Annotated in this window: 15 protein-coding genes and 1 riboswitch; of the genes, 11 read left to right on the forward strand and 4 right to left on the reverse strand. The window is 73.7% G+C overall.

The window, feature by feature from the left end:
* Positions 1–184: 184 nt before the first annotated feature.
* The 6 genes from ACGF5T_RS11935 (at position 185) to ACGF5T_RS11960 (ending at position 6,767) form a co-directional block, all read left to right on the forward strand.
* Positions 185–856 (forward strand): TetR family transcriptional regulator, encoded by a 672-nt coding sequence (locus tag ACGF5T_RS11935; RefSeq protein ID WP_366766595.1) that lies wholly within the window; start codon positions 185–187, stop codon positions 854–856.
* 30 nt (positions 857–886) lie between these two features.
* Positions 887–979: riboswitch (cobalamin riboswitch) on the forward strand.
* Positions 980–1,108: 129 nt separating this feature from the next.
* The gene (locus tag ACGF5T_RS11940; RefSeq protein WP_366766594.1) at positions 1,109–2,377 is read left to right on the forward strand and encodes a prenyltransferase/squalene oxidase repeat-containing protein; all 1,269 of its coding nucleotides are present in this window, start codon (positions 1,109–1,111) and stop codon (positions 2,375–2,377) included.
* A complete protein-coding gene (locus ACGF5T_RS11945; protein WP_361011365.1) occupies positions 2,374–3,045 on the forward strand; it encodes an SCO2322 family protein in 672 nt (223 codons plus the stop codon). Before ACGF5T_RS11940 ends, ACGF5T_RS11945 begins: the two co-directional genes overlap by 4 nt.
* On the forward strand, positions 3,032–4,258 hold the full coding sequence (locus ACGF5T_RS11950) for an energy-coupling factor transporter transmembrane component T (protein WP_356611410.1): 1,227 nt from the start codon (positions 3,032–3,034) through the stop codon (positions 4,256–4,258). Before ACGF5T_RS11945 ends, ACGF5T_RS11950 begins: the two co-directional genes overlap by 14 nt.
* A complete protein-coding gene (locus ACGF5T_RS11955; protein WP_366766593.1) occupies positions 4,255–5,928 on the forward strand; it encodes an ATP-binding cassette domain-containing protein in 1,674 nt (557 codons plus the stop codon). The genes ACGF5T_RS11950 and ACGF5T_RS11955 overlap by 4 nt, the downstream gene beginning before the upstream one ends.
* Positions 5,925–6,767: an ECF transporter S component gene (locus tag ACGF5T_RS11960; protein ID WP_366766592.1), complete on the forward strand. Its 843-nt coding sequence runs from the start codon at positions 5,925–5,927 to the stop codon at positions 6,765–6,767. The genes ACGF5T_RS11955 and ACGF5T_RS11960 overlap by 4 nt, the downstream gene beginning before the upstream one ends.
* Before the next feature lie 54 nt (positions 6,768–6,821).
* Here ACGF5T_RS11960 and ACGF5T_RS11965 read toward each other — a convergent pair whose 3' ends face one another.
* On the reverse strand, positions 6,822–7,592 hold the full coding sequence (locus ACGF5T_RS11965; RefSeq protein WP_366766591.1) for a calcium-binding protein: 771 nt from the start codon (positions 7,590–7,592) through the stop codon (positions 6,822–6,824).
* 461 nt (positions 7,593–8,053) lie between these two features.
* Between ACGF5T_RS11965 and ACGF5T_RS11970 the strand changes: the two genes are divergently transcribed.
* Entirely contained in the window at positions 8,054–8,659 is a 606-nt protein-coding gene (locus ACGF5T_RS11970) for a lytic polysaccharide monooxygenase (RefSeq protein ID WP_356611402.1), read from the forward strand.
* A gap of 169 nt (positions 8,660–8,828) precedes the next feature.
* Here ACGF5T_RS11970 and ACGF5T_RS11975 read toward each other — a convergent pair whose 3' ends face one another.
* Entirely contained in the window at positions 8,829–9,821 is a 993-nt protein-coding gene (locus tag ACGF5T_RS11975) for a helix-turn-helix domain-containing protein (RefSeq protein ID WP_356611400.1), read from the reverse strand.
* Positions 9,822–9,968: 147 nt separating this feature from the next.
* Here ACGF5T_RS11975 and ACGF5T_RS11980 point away from each other — a divergent pair, with 147 nt between their 5' ends.
* Positions 9,969–10,559 carry a cysteine hydrolase family protein gene (locus tag ACGF5T_RS11980; protein WP_356611399.1) on the forward strand — a complete coding sequence of 197 codons (591 nt, stop codon included), beginning with the start codon at positions 9,969–9,971 and terminating at the stop codon, positions 10,557–10,559.
* Between the two features lie 9 nt (positions 10,560–10,568).
* Here the strand turns inward: ACGF5T_RS11980 and ACGF5T_RS11985 are convergent, their stop codons facing one another.
* A complete protein-coding gene (locus ACGF5T_RS11985) occupies positions 10,569–11,012 on the reverse strand; it encodes an ATP-binding protein (protein WP_366766590.1) in 444 nt (147 codons plus the stop codon).
* A gap of 94 nt (positions 11,013–11,106) precedes the next feature.
* Here ACGF5T_RS11985 and ACGF5T_RS11990 point away from each other — a divergent pair, with 94 nt between their 5' ends.
* The 3 genes from ACGF5T_RS11990 (at position 11,107) to ACGF5T_RS12000 (ending at position 13,853) form a co-directional block, all read left to right on the forward strand.
* Entirely contained in the window at positions 11,107–11,955 is an 849-nt protein-coding gene (locus tag ACGF5T_RS11990) for a helix-turn-helix transcriptional regulator (protein WP_366766589.1), read from the forward strand.
* Entirely contained in the window at positions 11,915–12,121 is a 207-nt protein-coding gene (locus tag ACGF5T_RS11995) for a DUF397 domain-containing protein (RefSeq protein WP_366766588.1), read from the forward strand. The genes ACGF5T_RS11990 and ACGF5T_RS11995 overlap by 41 nt, the downstream gene beginning before the upstream one ends.
* 94 nt (positions 12,122–12,215) lie before the next feature.
* The gene (locus ACGF5T_RS12000; RefSeq protein ID WP_361011343.1) at positions 12,216–13,853 is read left to right on the forward strand and encodes a hypothetical protein; all 1,638 of its coding nucleotides are present in this window, start codon (positions 12,216–12,218) and stop codon (positions 13,851–13,853) included.
* On the opposite strand, the gene ACGF5T_RS12005 is transcribed toward ACGF5T_RS12000, so the two are convergent.
* Entirely contained in the window at positions 13,807–15,948 is a 2,142-nt protein-coding gene (locus tag ACGF5T_RS12005) for a bifunctional glycosyltransferase 87/phosphatase PAP2 family protein (RefSeq protein WP_361011340.1), read from the reverse strand. The two genes, ACGF5T_RS12000 and ACGF5T_RS12005, sit on opposite strands and share 47 nt — an antisense overlap.
* Between the last annotated feature and the right edge of the window lie 36 nt (positions 15,949–15,984).

Below are 15,984 nucleotides of genomic sequence, written 5' to 3' on the forward strand. Positions count from 1 at the left end.
CTGCATTGTCCCGCGACACTATGCCGGGACGTTAATCTAGAACAAGTTTCAGACTTGATCGTCAGAGGCTCCGAATCTACCGGCAGGTAGGTGCGCTGTGACGAGTGGATCAGGTGATTCACGCCACGGCCGGGCGCCCCGTGCGGCGCCCGGTGGGCCGGCCGAGGGGGAGGAGGTGGCCGAGGTGGAGAACCCGGAAGCGGAAGCCCCCCGTCCGGCGCGCCGGCCCGCCGGCCCGCCGCTCACCGAGCGGCAGCGGGCCCGGCGCCGCCGCATCCTGCACGCGACCGCCCGGCTGGCCTGCCGGGGCGGGTTCGAGGCGGTGCAGATGCGGGAGGTCGCGGAGTCCTCGCAGGTCGCCCTCGGCACGCTCTACCGGTACTTCCCGTCCAAGGTCCATCTGCTGGTCGCGACCATGCACGACCAGCTGGAGCAGTTGCACGGCACGCTGCGCGAGAGCCCGCCGGCCGGGGCCACGGCGGCCGACCGGGTGGCGCAGACCCTGATGCGGGCCTTCGCCGCCCTGCAACGCGAACCGCGGCTGGCCGAGGCGATGGCCCGTGCCCTGACCTTCGCCGACCGCAGCGTCTCCCCGGAGGTCGACCAGGTCTCCCGGCAGACCACCGCGATCATCCTGGAGGCGATGGGCGGACCGGAGGCCCCCACCGCCGAGCAGCTCTCCGCGGTCCGCGTCGTCGAGCACACCTGGCACTCCACCCTGATCGCCTGGCTCTCCGGCCGGGCGTCGCTCGCGCAGGTGGGCGCGGACATCGAGACGGTGTGCCGCCTGATCGACCTGGCGGGCACCGGGGCGGGCGGACGGGCGCCCCGGACCGGCCCTGTCGCCTCCGGGTAAAGTGGCCGCGTCGTCATCACACCCGTACGGGGGGAAGCCGGTGCAATTCCGGCGCTGACCCGCAACCGTGAGCCGTTCGCCGCACCCCGTGAGGGCCCGCGCGGCCGGTGAGCCGGACTGCCCCGGGCGGACGTGACCGGCTCACGTGCCCGGCACCCGCCGGCGCACGGGCACCGTCGAGGCATACGGGGCCGAGCCGCCCGGGGGTGCCCGTGCTGCCCGACTCCGCGCAGGGAAAGGCACCCGCCGATCATGAACGTCCGCCGTCGCAGCAGCGCCGCGGCCCTGGCCGCCATAGCCGTGATCGGCGCCGCCGCCGCGCCCGCGGTCGCCGCCGATCCGTCACCGTCCGCCTCCGCGTCCGCCCCGGCCAAGTCCGGGTCCTCCGGGCTGTACGGCACCGCCGACCCCCAGTACGACGGCGTCTGGCGGCAGTCCCTCGCGCTGCTCGCCCAGGACACCGTGGGCGTGGTCCCGTCGCCGAAGGCCGTGCAGTGGCTCACCGGGCAGCAGTGCAAGAGCGGCGCCTTCGCCCCGTACCGGGCCGACCCGGCCAAGGCCTGCGACGCCAAGACCATGGTCGACACCAACAGCACGGCCGCCGCCGTCCAGGCGCTGTGGGCCGTCGGCGGACACGGCGACGTCGTCGAGTCCGCCCTGAAGTGGCTGAAGTCCGTGCAGAACGAGGACGGCGGCTGGGGCTACACCCCCGGCGGTCCCAGCGACGCCAACTCCACGTCCGTCGTCATCGGCGCGCTGACCGCCACGGAGACCGACCCCGAGCAGGTCGTCAAGGACGGCAGGTCGCCGTACGACGCCCTGCTGACGTTCGCGCTGCCCTGTGCCGCGGACAAGGGCGCGGGCGCCTTCGCCTTCCAGCCCGACAAGGACGGCAAGCTGCTCGCCAACGCGGACGCGACGGCCGCCGGAGTCCTCGGCGCGCTCGGCAAGGGCCTGGTCACGAAGGCCGGTGCGAAGTCCGCCGCCGCCACCTGCGCCGACGCGAAGAAGCCCACCCGCGAGCAGGCCGCCGCGAACGGCGCCGCCCACCTCGCCGCGGTCGTCGCCGAGAAGGGCCACCTCACGTCCGCCCTCGGCGGCTCCGCCGACCAGCCCGACTACGGCAACACCGCCGACGCGGTCGTCGCACTCGCCGCGCAGGGCGGGGCCGACCAGGCGGCGAAGCCGCTGGCGTGGCTGGAGAAGAACAGCGCGAAGTGGGCCGCGCAGAGCGGCCCGGCCGCCTACGCCCAGCTGATCCTCGCCGCCCACGCCACCGGCGCCGACCCGCGTGCCTTCGGCGGCACCGACCTGGTGGCGGCGCTGAACGCGACGGGTCCGAGCCCGCAGGGCGGCAAGGTGAGCGACAGCGCCACCGCGAGCGACGAGGACGGCGCGAAGGAGAACGACGAGAAGGACGACTCCGGCTTCGGCGTCTGGTGGTTCGTCGGCGTCTGCCTGGTCTTCGGCATCGGCGTCGGCTTCCTGCTGAGCGGCCGCAACAAGAAGCGGCAGCCGTGAGGCGCCGCGTCGTCCTCCTCTTCCTGGCCGCGTTCCTGCTGATCGGGACCGCGGGCCAGGCGCAGGCCGCCGGCTACCGCTACTGGTCCTTCTGGGACCGCGACGGCGACCGGTGGATCTACGCCACCCAGGGCCCGTCCCTCGTCCGCCCCTCCGACGGCGACGTCCAGGGCTTCCGCTTCTCGGTGAGCGAGAACTCGGACGACGCGGCCCAGCCGCGCGGCACCGCCGGCTTCGCGTCGATCTGCGCGAAGACACCGGCCGAGGACGGCAGCAAGCGCGTCGCCCTCGTCCTCGACTTCGGCACCGCGTCCGACGCCCCGGCCGGCGAGAACCCGCCGGCTCCGCGCACGGCCTGCGCCCGGGTCTCCCCCGACGCGACGACGGCCGACGCCCTGGCCGCCGTCGCGGGCCCGCTGCGCTACGACACCAACGCCCTGCTGTGCGCCATCGCGGGGTACCCGGAGGCGGGTTGCGGCGAACAGGTGTCGCAGCAGGGGCAGAAGCAGGAAGGGAAGAAGGAGCAGCCGACGGCGACCGCGGACGGGACGAGCACCCGGGACGACGACGGCCCCTCGGTCGGCCTCTACGCGGGCATCGCCCTGGTGGCGGTCCTCGCCGGAGCGGCGACCTGGCAGGCGAGGCGGCGCCGGAATGCCACCGACTGACCCTGCCCCCGGCACCCCGGCGCGCGTCCCGGCCGCGGGCGGTCGTACCGCCGCGTCCCGGGCGGAGGCCGGATACGCACCCGCCGGGGGCACTCCGGCGGCCCGGTCGGGCGTCCCCGCCCCCCGCCACCGCCCCGAGAGCCTGCACCCCGGCGCCTGGTGGCTCTGGGCGCTGGCCCTCGGCACCGCCGCCACCCGCACCACCAACCCCCTCCTGCTCGCCCTCCTCGTCACCGTCTCCGCCTACGTGGTCATCACCCGCCGCCCCCACGCCCCCTGGTCCCGCTCCTACGGCGCCTTCGTCAAGCTCGCCCTGGCCGTCCTGGTCGTCCGCTTGCTGTTCACCACCGTCCTGGGCTCCCCCATCCCCGGCACGCACACCCTCTTCACCCTCCCCGAAGTCCCCCTCCCCGACTGGGCGCAGGGCATCCGGCTCGGCGGCCGGGTCACCGCCGAGGGCCTCGCCTTCGCGCTGTACGACGCGATGAAGCTGGCCGCCCTCCTGGTCTGCGTGGGCGCCGCGAACGCCCTCGCCAACCCCTCCCGCCTCCTCAAGTCCCTCCCCGGCGCCCTGTACGAGATGGGCGTGGCCGTCGTCGTGGCCCTCACCTTCGCCCCGAACCTCATCGCCGACGTCCAGCGGCTGCGCGCCGCCCGCCGCCTGCGGGGGCGACCCGACAAGGGTGTGCGCGGCCTGCTCCAGGTCGGACTCCCGGTGCTGGAGGGCGCGCTGGAGCGCTCCGTCGCCCTCGCCGCCGCGATGGACGCCCGCGGCTACGGCCGCACCGCCCAGGTCCCCGCCCCCGTACGCCGGACCACCGCCGCCCTCACCCTGGGCGGCCTGCTCGGCGTCTGCGCGGGGACGTACGGGCTGCTGACCGCCGCGGGCGGCACGTACGGCGTCCCGGTGCTCGTGCTCGGCGTCGCCGCGGCCCTGGCCGGGCTGTGGCTCGGCGGTCGCCGAACCGTTCGCACCCGCTACCGCCCCGACCCCTGGGACGCCCGCGCCTGGCTGGTCACCGCCTCCGGCGTCGCGGTCGCGGCCCTGATGTTCCTCGCCGCCGCCCGCGAGCCGGCTGCCCTGCACCCCGGAGTGGTCCCCCTGGTCGCCCCCACCCTGCCGCTGTGGCCGGCGGCGGCCGTACTGATCGGCCTGCTCCCGGCGTTCGTCGCCCCCGCCCCCGGTCCCGTACCCGCCAAGGAGTCGTCGTGATCCGCTTCGAGGACGTGTCGGTCACGTACGACGGCATGGCCGGACCCACCGTCCGGGGCATCGACTTCGAGGTTCCCGAAGGCGAACTCGTTTTGCTCGCCGGTCCGTCCGGCGTCGGCAAGTCCACCGTGCTCGGTGCCGTCAGCGGCCTCGTGCCGCACTTCACCGGCGGCACGCTGAGCGGCCGGGTCACCGTGGCCGGCCGCGACACCCGCACCCACAAGCCGCGCGAACTCGCCGACGTGGTCGGCTCCGTCGGCCAGGACCCGCTCTCCCACTTCGTCACGGACACCGTCGAGGACGAACTCGCCTACGGCATGGAGTCCCTCGGCCTCCCCCCGGACGTCATGCGCCGCCGCGTCGAGGAGACCCTCGACCTGCTGGGCCTGTCCGACCTGCGGGCCCGCCCGATCGCCACGCTCTCCGGCGGCCAGCAGCAGCGCGTCGCCATCGGCTCGGTCCTCACCCCGCACCCCGAGGTGCTCGTCCTGGACGAGCCGACCTCGGCCCTGGACCCGGCCGCGGCGGAGGAGGTCCTGGCCGTCCTCCAGCGCCTCGTCCACGACCTCGGCACGACGGTCCTGATGGCCGAGCACCGCCTGGAGCGGGTCGTCCAGTACGCCGACCAGGTCGTCCTGCTGCCCTCCCCGGGCGCGGCCCCGCTGCTCGGCCCGCCGGCCGAGGTGATGGCCGTGTCCCCGGTGTATCCGCCGGTGGTGGGGCTCGGCCGGCTGGCGGGCTGGTCCCCGCTGCCGCTGACGGTCCGGGACGCCCGGCGCCGCGCGGCCCCGCTGCGGGACCGGCTGGCCGGCCGGGAGATCCCGGGCCGCACGCCGCCGGCCGCCACGCTTCCGGCGCCCCCCGCCCCTCGCCGGCGCTGGCGCGGCAAGGCCCCGCGGACGCCCTCCGCCCCCGCCTTGTACGCCGCCGAGGTCCGCTCCCTGGCCGTCCGCCGCGACCGGGTCCAGGCGCTGCGCGACGTCGACCTGACCGTCTCCCCCGGCGAGACGGTCGCCCTCATGGGCCGCAACGGAGCCGGGAAGTCCACCCTCCTGTCCGCCCTCGTCGGCCTCGTCGAGCCGTCCTCGGGCTCGGTGCGGACCGGCGACGCCGTACCGCACCGCACCTCCCCCCGGGATCTCGTCCGCCGGGTGGGCCTGGTTCCGCAGGAGCCGCGCGACCTGCTGTACGCCGACACGGTCGCCGCCGAGTGCCGGGCCGCCGACCGGGACGCGGAGGCGGCCGAGGGCACCTGTCGCGCCCTGCTGACGGAGCTGCTGCCCGGCGTCACCGACGACACCCACCCCCGCGACCTCTCCGAGGGCCAGCGCCTCACCCTCGCGTTGGCCGTCGTCCTGACGGCCCGCCCGCCGCTGCTGCTCCTGGACGAGCCGACGCGCGGCCTGGACTACGCGGCCAAGGCCCGGCTGGCCGGTGTGCTGCGCGGCCTGGCCGCCGAGGGCCACGCGATCGTGCTGGCCACGCACGACGTGGAGCTGGCCGCCGAGCTGGCCGACCGGGTGGTTCTGCTCGCCGAGGGCGAGGTGATCGCCGACGGTCCGGCGGCGGACGTGGTGGTGGCCTCGCCGTCCTTCGCACCGCAGGTCGCCAAGGTGCTGGCGCCGCGGAAGTGGCTGACGGTCGCCCAGGTGCGGGAGGCCCTGGCATGACCGGCGCCGGCACCGCTCCCCATGACCGCCAGGTCCGCGCCGTCCGCCTCGGCCCCCGTTCCGTCGCCGCCCTCGTGCTGGTCAGCGCGGTGGGGGTGGCGGGCTTCGGCTGGCCCTTCCTCGCGCCGCCGGACGCCTCGGTCAACGCCCACACCCAGGACGCGCCGTGGCTGTTCGCGGGTGTCCTGGTGCTCATGGTGGCGGTGGTCGCGGCGACGATCTCGGAGTCGGGCCTCGGCCCCAAGGCCGTGGCGATGCTCGGCGTGCTGGCGGCGGCGGGCGCGGCGCTGCGCCCCATCGGCGCGGGGACGGCCGGTCTGGAACCGATGTTCTTCCTGATGGTGCTGAGCGGCCGGGTCCTGGGTCCCGGCTTCGGCTTCGTCCTCGGCTCGGTCACCATGTTCGCGTCCGCGCTGCTCACGGGCGGGGTCGGCCCGTGGCTGCCGTTCCAGATGCTGTCGATGGGCTGGTTCACGATGGGCGCGGGTCTGCTGCCCTTCCCCGACCGGCTGCGCGGCCGTGCGGAGCTGCTCGTGCTCGCCGCCTACGGCTTCCTGGCCGCGTTCGCCTACGGCACGGCGATGAACCTCGCGGGCTGGACCTTCATGAACAGGCTCGCCTCGAACATCGCCTTCGACCCGGACGCCTCCGTCCCGGACAACCTGGCCCGCTTCTTCGCCTACTGCCTGGCCACGTCCCTCGGCTGGGACGGGGGCCGCGCCGCCGTGACGGTGGTCCTGACCCTCGCGCTCGGCACGCCGGTCCTGAAGGCGCTGCGCCGGGCCACCCGCCGGGCGGCCTTCGAGGCGCCGGTCGCCTTCGAGCGGCCGACGAGGTGAGCCGCCCCGGGTGACCGGGGCGGCGCGCACGAGGGGGCGGTGCGCCGGGTGCGTCTACGGGAGGACGAGGTCGCGGCCGGGTCCGCCGTCGACGGTGTCCTTGCCTGGGCCGCCACCGACGAGGTCGTCGCCGCCCTCGCCGTGCAGCATGTCGGCGCCGGGACCGCCGAGCAGGATGTCGCGGCCGTCCCCGCCCATGGCGTGGTCGTCGCCGGAGCCGGCGTACACGGCGTCGTCGCCGCCGTAGCCCTCGATCATGTCGTCGCCCGCGCCACCCCACATCCGCTGGTTCTCGTCGTCGCCCATGAGGTGGTCCATGCCGTCGCCGCCGTGCAGCACGGCGGGTCCCATGACCATGTCGTCCCCGTCGCCGCCCAGCACCGTGCGTGCCGTGTGGGCGTGCAGTTCGTCGTCACCGGAGCCGCCGCTGACGGTGCCGACGCCGGGGGTGAAGGCGGCGACCGTGTCGTCGCCGTCGCCGAGGTGGATGTCGATCCGGTCGGGACGGGGGCCTTCGGCGGGCAGTTCGCAGACGACGGCGGTGGTGTCCTCGGGCGAGGAGTGCGCGCAGTGGTCGCCCGGTTGGAGCGGTACCACGTCGCGGAAGCCGATCCGCTGGATGCCGTCGCTGGTGTACATGAAGAAGACGTTGAGGTCGTTGGTGTGGCCCGCGGCGGCCGTGAAGACGATCGACTGGGTCTCCCAGTCGGCTCCGACGCGGGACTTCGCCTCGGCGGCGCTCGCGGCGGTCGTCGGGCCGAGGGCGAGGCCGGCGGTGCACAGGGCCACGACGAACGCGCCGACGGCGGTTCGGTTTCGGTTCATGGAACCTCATCTCGATGGAGTGACGGTTGACCGAACGGCTTGCGTGGTGCTGGCGGGGACTCGGCCGTGACGGCGGTCTCCTCTGCCGGCCCGGATGCGCGGGACCGTGAACTGACGCGGCGTCATGGTAAGCCGTCGCCCCTCCGGATGCGATGGGTGGGACTCGACGGCATGGAGTGGTTCCGGAGGCGCCGCGGGAGGGGCCGACGCCCGATTCGGGAGGGGCTGATGCCCGTTTCGGGAAGGGCGCCGGCGCCCGCACCAGGGCGGATTCCCCGACCGCGACCCACCCCCGTGATCAAGTTTGTCTGTTTCATTGACATTTCACTGAGGAGTCGTCACTTTGGGAGCGCTCCCATTACAGCCTTGCCTCTGGAAGGAGTTCCCCCCACATGCGCACAACGAGTCCGTTAACCGGGCGTTCTCGGTCGGCCCTCCGCCGGCCTCTCCAGGCGCTCGTCATGCTGTTCGCCGTGGTCGCCGGCGCCCTGGCCTGGTCGACCCCCGCCCAGGCCCACGGCACCATCGTCGGTCCCGCCACCCGCGCCTACCAGTGCTGGAAGACGTGGGGCAGCAACCACACGAACCCGGCCATGCAGACCCAGGACCCCATGTGCTGGCAGGCCTTCCAGGCCAACGCCGACACCATGTGGAACTGGATGAGCGCCCTCCGCGACGGCCTCGGCGGCCAGTTCCAGGCGAAGACCCCCGACGGGACGCTCTGCAGCAACAACCTGTCGAGGAACGCCAGCCTGAACAAGCCCGGCCAGTGGAAGACCACCAACGTCGGCAACAACTTCTCGGTGCAGCTGTACGACCAGGCGTCCCACGGTGCCGACTACTTCAAGGTCTACGTGAGCAAGCAGGGCTTCGACCCCAAGACCCAGACCCTGGGCTGGGGCAACCTCGACTTCATCACGCAGACCGGCCGCTACGCCCCGGCGCAGAACATCACCTTCCCGGTGCAGACCTCCGGGTACACCGGACACCACATCGTGTTCGTGATCTGGCAGGCCTCGCACCTCGACCAGGCGTACATGTGGTGCAGCGACGTGAACTTCGGCTGAGCCGAGGAGCGCCGCGCACGGCACCGGCCTTCGCCGGGCGCCGGTGAGCCGCCCGCCCGGCAGACCGAGCCCCGTCGGGGCAGGGGCCCCCAGGCCACCTGCCCCGACGGGGCCTCCCGCGCTCGGGGTCCCGTGACGCGGGGACGGGACGCGGGGACGGGACGCGGGTTCAGGCGGGAGTGGTCCGGAACCGCCGCCGGTACTCCGTCGGGGTCGCGTCCAGGCGCCGGCGGAACGCCCTGACCAGGGTGTCGACGGTGCCGAAGCCGCAGGCGGAGGCGATCCGTTCCAGGGTGGCGTCGGTCGATTCGAGCTGATGGCGGGCCGCCTCGACGCGGGCCGACTCGATGTAGGCGTGCGGGGTCGTGCCGAGTTCGGTCTTGAAGATCCGGGTGAGCTGGCGGTCACTGACGTGCGCGCGGGCGGCGAGGTCGGCGACGCTGAGCGGCTCGGCGAGGTGGCGCATGACGTGGTGCCTCAGCTCCTCGACCCGCCGCGTGGCGGAGACCCGCTCCAGGGGGACGCTGAACTGACTCTGCCCGCTCGGCCGCTTCAGGTACATCACGAGCTGCCTGGCGACGCGCAGGGCGACGTCCTCGCCCAGGTCGTCGGCGACCAGGGCGAGGGAGAGGTCGAGGCAGGCGCTGATGCCCGCGCCGGTCCAGACGTCGCCCTCGCGGATGAAGATCGGGTCGGCGTCGACCTCGACGGCCGGATGGTCCTCGGCGAGCCGCCGCGCGGTCGACCAGTGGGTGGTGGCGCGCTTGCCGTCGAGCAGCCCGGCCGCCGCCAGGAGGTGCGCCCCGACGCAGACGGACGTCACCCGCCGGGTGCGGGCGGCGAGTTGCCGCACCCGCTCCACCACGCCGGGGTCGGTGAGCGGGTGCACCCGGCCCCGGTCGTCCACCTCGACGGCACCGGGCACGATCAGGGTGTCGACGGCCCTGGTGCGCAGCTCGCCGAAGGTGGTGTCGGGCAGGACGCGGACACCCGCGCCGGTGGTGACCGGGTCCATGGTCTCGGCGGCGAGGACGACGTCGTAGCCCGCCGCCTCCTCCGTCTCACGCCGGGCCAGGGAGAACACCTCCGGCGGCCCGGTGACGTCGAGCAGGTCGACGCCCTCGAAGAGGACGACGACGATCAGTCGGCTGACGGTGCGCACCGGACCCCCCGTACTCGGCACCAGCGATGTCGGTATCTGCAGGTTAGACGACATTGCCGACACCACCGGACCGGCCGTAGCGTCATGAGCGCAGGTCACCGCGTCGGTGAACTGCCCACCCCGACACACGACTTCAGGCGGTCCCCCATGCCCAGAACCACGCTGCGACAGCTCAACGGCCTCGACGACACCCCGGCGAAGCTCGCCGACTCGACCCTGGTCCTCATCGACTACCAGAACACCTACACGACCGGCGTGATGGAACTCGACGGCTGGCAGGACGCGCTCGACGCCGGCGCCCGGCTCCTCGCGCGGGCCCGCCAGGAGGGCGCGAAGGTCGTCCACGTCGTCAACGACGGCGGTGAGGGCACCCCGTACGACGTCCGGGCCGAGATCGGCGCGATCCACCCGAGCGTCGCCCCGCTCGACGGGGAGCCCGTCGTCGTCAAGAAGGCCCCAGACGCCTTCGTCGGCACCGACCTGGACCGGCACGTCGACGCCGCGGGCCACGGCGACCTCGTCCTCGCCGGCTTCATGACGCACATGTGCGTCGCCTTCACCGCCCAGGGCGCCTTCCTGCGCGGCAACCGCCCCACCGTCGTGGCCGACGCCTGCGCCACCCGCGCGCTGCCGGTCGCGGGCACGGAGGTGGACGCCCGCCAGGTGCACCACGCCGCTCTCGCCACCATCGCCGACCTGTACGGGGTCGTCGTCCCGTCGCAGGAGGAGCTCGTCTAACGAGGCCGTCTACGGGGACGGGGTCCCGGCACGGTCCGCGCACTCGAACCACACGGTCTTGCCGCCCTCGGAGCCCGGCCCTACGCCCCACTTGTCGGCGACCGCGTCCAGCAGCACCAGCCCCCGGCCGCACTCCGAGTCGTCGCGCACCGGCACGGCGAGCACGGGCTGCCGGGGACTGCCGTCCGCCACCTCGACCCGGACCACGCCGCCCGTCCGCCGCCGCAGCAGCAGCGTGCAGCGGCGGTCCGGGACATGGCGTACGACGTTGGCGAGCAGCTCCGTCACGCCGAGTTCGACGGCGTCCGTCACGCCGGCGAGGCCCCACTCGGCGAGGAAGGAACGGACGATCCGCCGCACGTGCCGGGCGGAGTGCGCGCCGGCCGTGAAGCTCATCCGGTACTGGTCGGCGCAGCGGTGACCCACGAGGGTCGAGGGAAAGTATTCGTTCACGGCACGAGCCTGACGTCGGACGACTACCGTGGGCTACCGAACGGATACAACCGGTTCCGGAGTGGACCGAGTTGTGCGAGAGGGAGCTCTGCGCATGACCCACATCAACGTCCTCGACCCGGGCGCCTCGCCGCTGGACTACTACGGCTTCGAACTGCGCCGCTACCGCGAGGCCGCCGGACTGACCCAACGGCAGCTCGGGGACATCGTCAACTACACGGGCTCGCTGGTGGGCCAGATCGAGACGGCCCGAAAGCTGCCGACGCCGGAGTTCAGCGAAAGGGTCGACGCGGCTCTGGGGACGGGCGGGTTACTGTCACGGCTCATCGACCTGGTGATGCGCAGTCAGCAACCGGCCTGGTTCCAACAGGTCGCCGAGTTGCAGGCGAGGGCCACGGAGATCTACTCGTTCGAGACACACATGGTCCACGGTCTGTTGCAGACCAAGGCCTACGCGCGTGCCGTCCTGGGCGCGCTGGACCAGAGCAACCTCGACGACCGCACCGCCGTCCGGATCGCCCGCCAGAACATCTTCGAGAAGGAGGAACCGCCCCTCTTCTGGGCCGTGCTCGGCGAAGCGGCACTGCTCCAACAAATCGGCGGCCGGGACATCATGCGTGAGCAACTCGCCCACCTGTTGGCCTTCGAGAGCGACCCGCGCATCAACATCCAGGTCCTGCCCTTCACCGCGGGAGCGCACGCGGGGCTCACCGGCTCATTCGACCTCTACCGCTTCGCGGGCGACCCGACCATTGTCTACACCGAGGGGTACGGAAGTGGGCACCCGTCCGCCAACCCGAACACCGTCAAGAACTGCTCACTCCGATACGATCATCTCCAGGCTTCCGCGCTCTCCCTCAGGGAATCGGCGGAGCTGATCCGGCGCTTGATGGAGGAACGCTATGGGGAGCAACGCGACTCTGACAGAGATCCAGTGGCGTAAGTCCAGCTACAGCAGTGACCAGGGCGGCAACTGCCTCGAAGTCGCCGCACTCCCCCGTCACGCCACCGTCGCCGTCCGTGACTCCAAGACCCCGGCGGGGCCGGTCCTCACCCTGAGCCCCGCCACCTTCGCCGCCTTCGTCGGGTGGGCCTCCACCCCGGAGTGATCTGACCGGGACCGATCAACTAATCTGTTCGATTTCTCGTCTACGCACGTGCACCCGCCGTGCCCGCCGATGAAACCGAACGGATTCCCCGACCGTGGTCCCTGCCGAACTCGCCGTCGCCCTCCCCGAGGGGCGTACGGGCAGACCCCCGCGCGGTGCCCTGCGTGCCTTCGCGCACCGGCATCGCGTGCCGCTGCTCGCGACCCTGCCCACCCTCCCGCTGTACGCGGTGTGGTGGGCGTTTCTCGCCACCGGCGGGGGTGACCTCGCCGCGCAGGTGGCGTGGACGGACTTCGTCACGCGGCACGGCGGTTCGCCGTACGGACTGTTCTGGTACGGCGGAGTGCACACCGCGAACTACAGCGTGCTCTCGCCGTACCTGATGGCCGTGTTCGGCGTGCGCACCGTCACCCTCGTCTCCGGGCTGGCCGCCGCCTGGCTGGCGGCCGTGCTCGTCGTACGGACCGGTGTACGCAAGCCCGCGTGGGTGGCCCTGCTCGCCTCGCTCGCCCTGTGGTGCAACGTCGCCTCGGGGCGCACGACGTTCGCGCTCGGCCTCGCCTTCGGGCTGGCCGCGTGCCTGGTGCTGGTCCGGGAGCGGCGACTGGTCCTCGCCGCCGGGTACGCGGCCCTGGCCACCATGGCGTCGCCGGTGGCCGGGCTGTTCCTGGCCGTCGTCGGGGCGGGCTTCCTGCTCGTACGGGACCGGGGGCGGGCCCTGGTGCTGCTGGTACCGCCCGCCGCCGTCGTCGGGCTCACCACGCTGCTGTTCCCGTTCAGCGGGGAGCAGCCGATGCCCGCCTCCCGGATATGGCCACCGGTCGTGCTCGGTCTCGCCGTGGCGGCGCTGGCCCCGCGCGACTGGCGGGTCGCCCGGTGGAGCGGGGCCGTGTACGCGGCCGGGACCGTGCTGACGTACCTCATACCCTCCGCCGTCGGCACGAACGTCGAGCGGTTCGCGGAGTACTTCGCGCCTCCCGCGCTGCTCGCGGCGCTGCTCGGCACGGACCGGGCGCGGCGGGTCGCGCGGGGTCTCCTGGTCGTCGCGCTCGTCTTCTCCGTGGGGTGGACGGTGAAGAAGACCGACGACGACCTGCGGGAGTACACGGTGGTGCCCGCCTGGGCGGCCGAGACGGACGGGGTCGTGCGGGCGCTCGACGGGCTCGGCGCCGACCGCACACGGGTGGAGGTGGTGCCCGCGCGCGACCACCGCGAGGCCGCCGGTCTCGCCCCCCACGTCAACCTGGCCCGCGGCTGGAACCGGCAGCTGGACGTGGAACGCGCCCGCCTCTTCTACGACGGCACCTTCTCCGCGACCACGTACCGGCAGTGGCTGGACCGCTGGGCGGTCGGCTTCGTCGTGCTCCCGGCCGCCAAGCCGGACGGCCCCGCCGAGGCCGAGGCGGCCCTCGTGCGGGACCCGGCGCTGCGCCCCGACTGGCTGGAGCCCGTCTGGCAGGACGCGCACTGGAGGGTGTTCCGGGTGCGGGACGCCGTACCGCTCGTCTCCGAGCCCGGCACCGTCGTGACGACGAGCAGCACCGACCTGGTGCTCCACGTGGACCGGCCCGGCCCGGTGACCGTGCGGGTCGCCTGGTCGCCGTGGCTGCGGGCCGACGGCGGGTGCCTCGCCCGGGACGGCGAGTTCACCCGCCTGACCGTCGAGGCACCCGGCGCGTACCGGCTCAGCTCCCGGTACGGTCCTTCGCCGGCGACGGAGGATCGCTGCTGAGCCCCTCGGCGGGCCGCACGGAGTCCTCGGCCGGGGGCCGGGCGGGCGCGGGGACGGCCTGCGCGTCCGGGGTGGCCTTCTCGGCGGCCGTCGCCGTGACCACCCGGGCCCTCGGGCCCTGGAACAGGTAGGCCAGGCCGAAACCGGCGGCGACCACGGCCGCCCCGCCCACCGCGTCCAGCAGCCAGTGGTTGCCGGTCGCCACGATGGCCGCGGCGGTGAAGGTGGGGTGCAGGAGCCCCAGGGCCTTCATCCACATCTTCGGGGCGATGACCGCGATCGCCACCCCGCACCACAGCGACCAGCCGAAGTGCAGCGACGGCATCGCCGCGTACTGGTTGGTGAGGTGGGTCAGGGTGCCGTAGTCCGGCTTGGTGAAGTCCTGCACGCCGTGCACCGTGTCGATGATGCCGAGGCCCGGCATCAGCCGTGGCGGCGCCAGCGGGTACAGCCAGAAGCCGACCAGGGCCAGCAGCGTGGTGAAGCCGAGCGAGGCGCGCGCCCAGCGGTAGTCGACGGGGCGGCGCCAGTACAGGACGCCCAGGACCGCCAGCGGGACGACGAAGTGGAACGACGTGTAGTAGAAGTCGAAGAAGTCCCGCAGCCAGCCGATCTTCACCACGGCGTGGTTGATCGCGTGCTCGACGTCGATGTGCAGGAAGCGTTCCATGTCCAGGATCTGCCGGCCGTGCTCCTCGGCGCGCTCCCGGCCCGCCGAGTTGCTGCCGCCGGTCGCCGCGAGGCGGACCTTGGAGTACGCGGCGTAGGTGACCCGGATGAGGAGGAGTTCCAGGAGGAGGTTGGGGCGGGTGAGGACCCGGCGCAGGAACGGCAGCAGGGGGACGTGCTTGAAGCGGGTGGGGACCGGCGGCGCGTAGCTCGTGGGGACCGGCGCGTCGAAGTACGGCGAGGTGCGGGACAGGAACGGCACGGCGACGGCGGCGGCCAGGGCCGCGAGCAGGACCACGTTGTCGCGCAGCGGGTACAGGGCCGCCATGTTCGGCAGCATCATCTTCGCCGGCAGCGTCATCACCAGGACCACGGCGACCGGCCAGACGTACCGGTCGGAGGCGCGCTTGCCGACCCGGCCCACCACCGCGAGCAGCACCCACAGGAGCTGGTGCTGCCAGGCGGCCGGGGACACCGCGACGGCGGCGCAGCCCGTGACGGCGACGGCGAGCAGCAGCTGGCCGTCCCGGGCGTAGCGCACGGCGCGGCGCAGGGCGAGGGTGGCGACGGCCGCGCCGAGCAGCAGGAAGAGGGCGATCTCCAGGGGGCCGGTGAGCCCGAGCCGCAGCAGCGCGCCGTGCAGGGACTGGTTGGCGAGGTCGTCGGCCGCGCCGCCGAGGCCCACGCCGGCCAGGTGGTGCACCCAGTAGGTGTAGGAGTCCTCGTCCATGGCGGCCCACGCGACGGCCGTGCAGGCGAGGAAGGTGATCCCGGTGGACACGGCGGCCCGTCTGCGGTCCGTGAACCACAGCAGGGGGACGAACAGGAGCACGGTCGGCTGGAACGCGGCGGCGACACCGATCAGCACCCCGCCGACCCGGTCGGCGTGCTCGCCGCGTACGGCGAAGCAGCCCAGCAGGACGAGCAGGACCGGGATGATGCTGGTCTGGCCGAGCCACAGCGCGTTGCGCACGGGCAGGGACAGCATCAGCAGGCTGACGGCGACCGGCGCCGCCAGCAGCGCCGTACGGCGGCCCACCGGCTTCGGCAGGGCGCGGGCGGCGACCAGCCCCAGGGCCACCACGAGCAGCAGCGAGCCGAAGGTCCAGCCCCAGCCGAGGGCCTGTTCGGCGGCGCGGGTGAACGGTTTGAGGACCAGCCCGACGAACGGCGTGCCGGTGAACTGCGTCGAGTCGTACAGCGAGCCCTCGACGTGCAGGACTCCGTGCGGCCCGACCCAGGTCTCCAGATCCGTCAGCCGTTCCCCCCGCGGGGTGCTGAGGACCGCCGCCAGCTGTCGTACGACGAGGAGGGCGGCGACCAGCCACAGCCCGAGGCGCGCGGCCCGCAGCCGTGCTCTGGTCGCATCGACGGCCGGGGCTCCGAAAGCCTCCGCCGGTCGCCCACTGTGCTCCGCATTCGCCACGCCTCGTCGGCCTCCCGCCCCGCTCCCACCGCGCCC

Origin of the sequence: Streptomyces sp. NPDC047853 (genome assembly GCF_043204535.1) — a bacterium.
Taxonomy (GTDB): domain Bacteria; phylum Actinomycetota; class Actinomycetes; order Streptomycetales; family Streptomycetaceae; genus Streptomyces.

Bases quoted from the DNA above. Each gene is read 5' to 3' on its own strand.
- ACGF5T_RS11940 (WP_366766594.1), top strand. From the start codon at position 1,109: ATGAACGTCCGCCGTCGCAGCAGCGCCGCGGCCCTGGCCGCCATAGCC.
- ACGF5T_RS11950 (WP_356611410.1), top strand. From the start codon at position 3,032: ATGCCACCGACTGACCCTGCCCCCGGCACCCCGGCGCGCGTCCCGGCC.
- ACGF5T_RS11960 (WP_366766592.1), top strand. From the start codon at position 5,925: ATGACCGGCGCCGGCACCGCTCCCCATGACCGCCAGGTCCGCGCCGTC.
- ACGF5T_RS11965 (WP_366766591.1), bottom strand. From the start codon at position 7,592: ATGAACCGAAACCGAACCGCCGTCGGCGCGTTCGTCGTGGCCCTGTGC.
- ACGF5T_RS11970 (WP_356611402.1), top strand. From the start codon at position 8,054: ATGCTGTTCGCCGTGGTCGCCGGCGCCCTGGCCTGGTCGACCCCCGCC.
- ACGF5T_RS11980 (WP_356611399.1), top strand. From the start codon at position 9,969: ATGCCCAGAACCACGCTGCGACAGCTCAACGGCCTCGACGACACCCCG.
- ACGF5T_RS11990 (WP_366766589.1), top strand. From the start codon at position 11,107: ATGACCCACATCAACGTCCTCGACCCGGGCGCCTCGCCGCTGGACTAC.
- ACGF5T_RS11995 (WP_366766588.1), top strand. From the start codon at position 11,915: ATGGGGAGCAACGCGACTCTGACAGAGATCCAGTGGCGTAAGTCCAGC.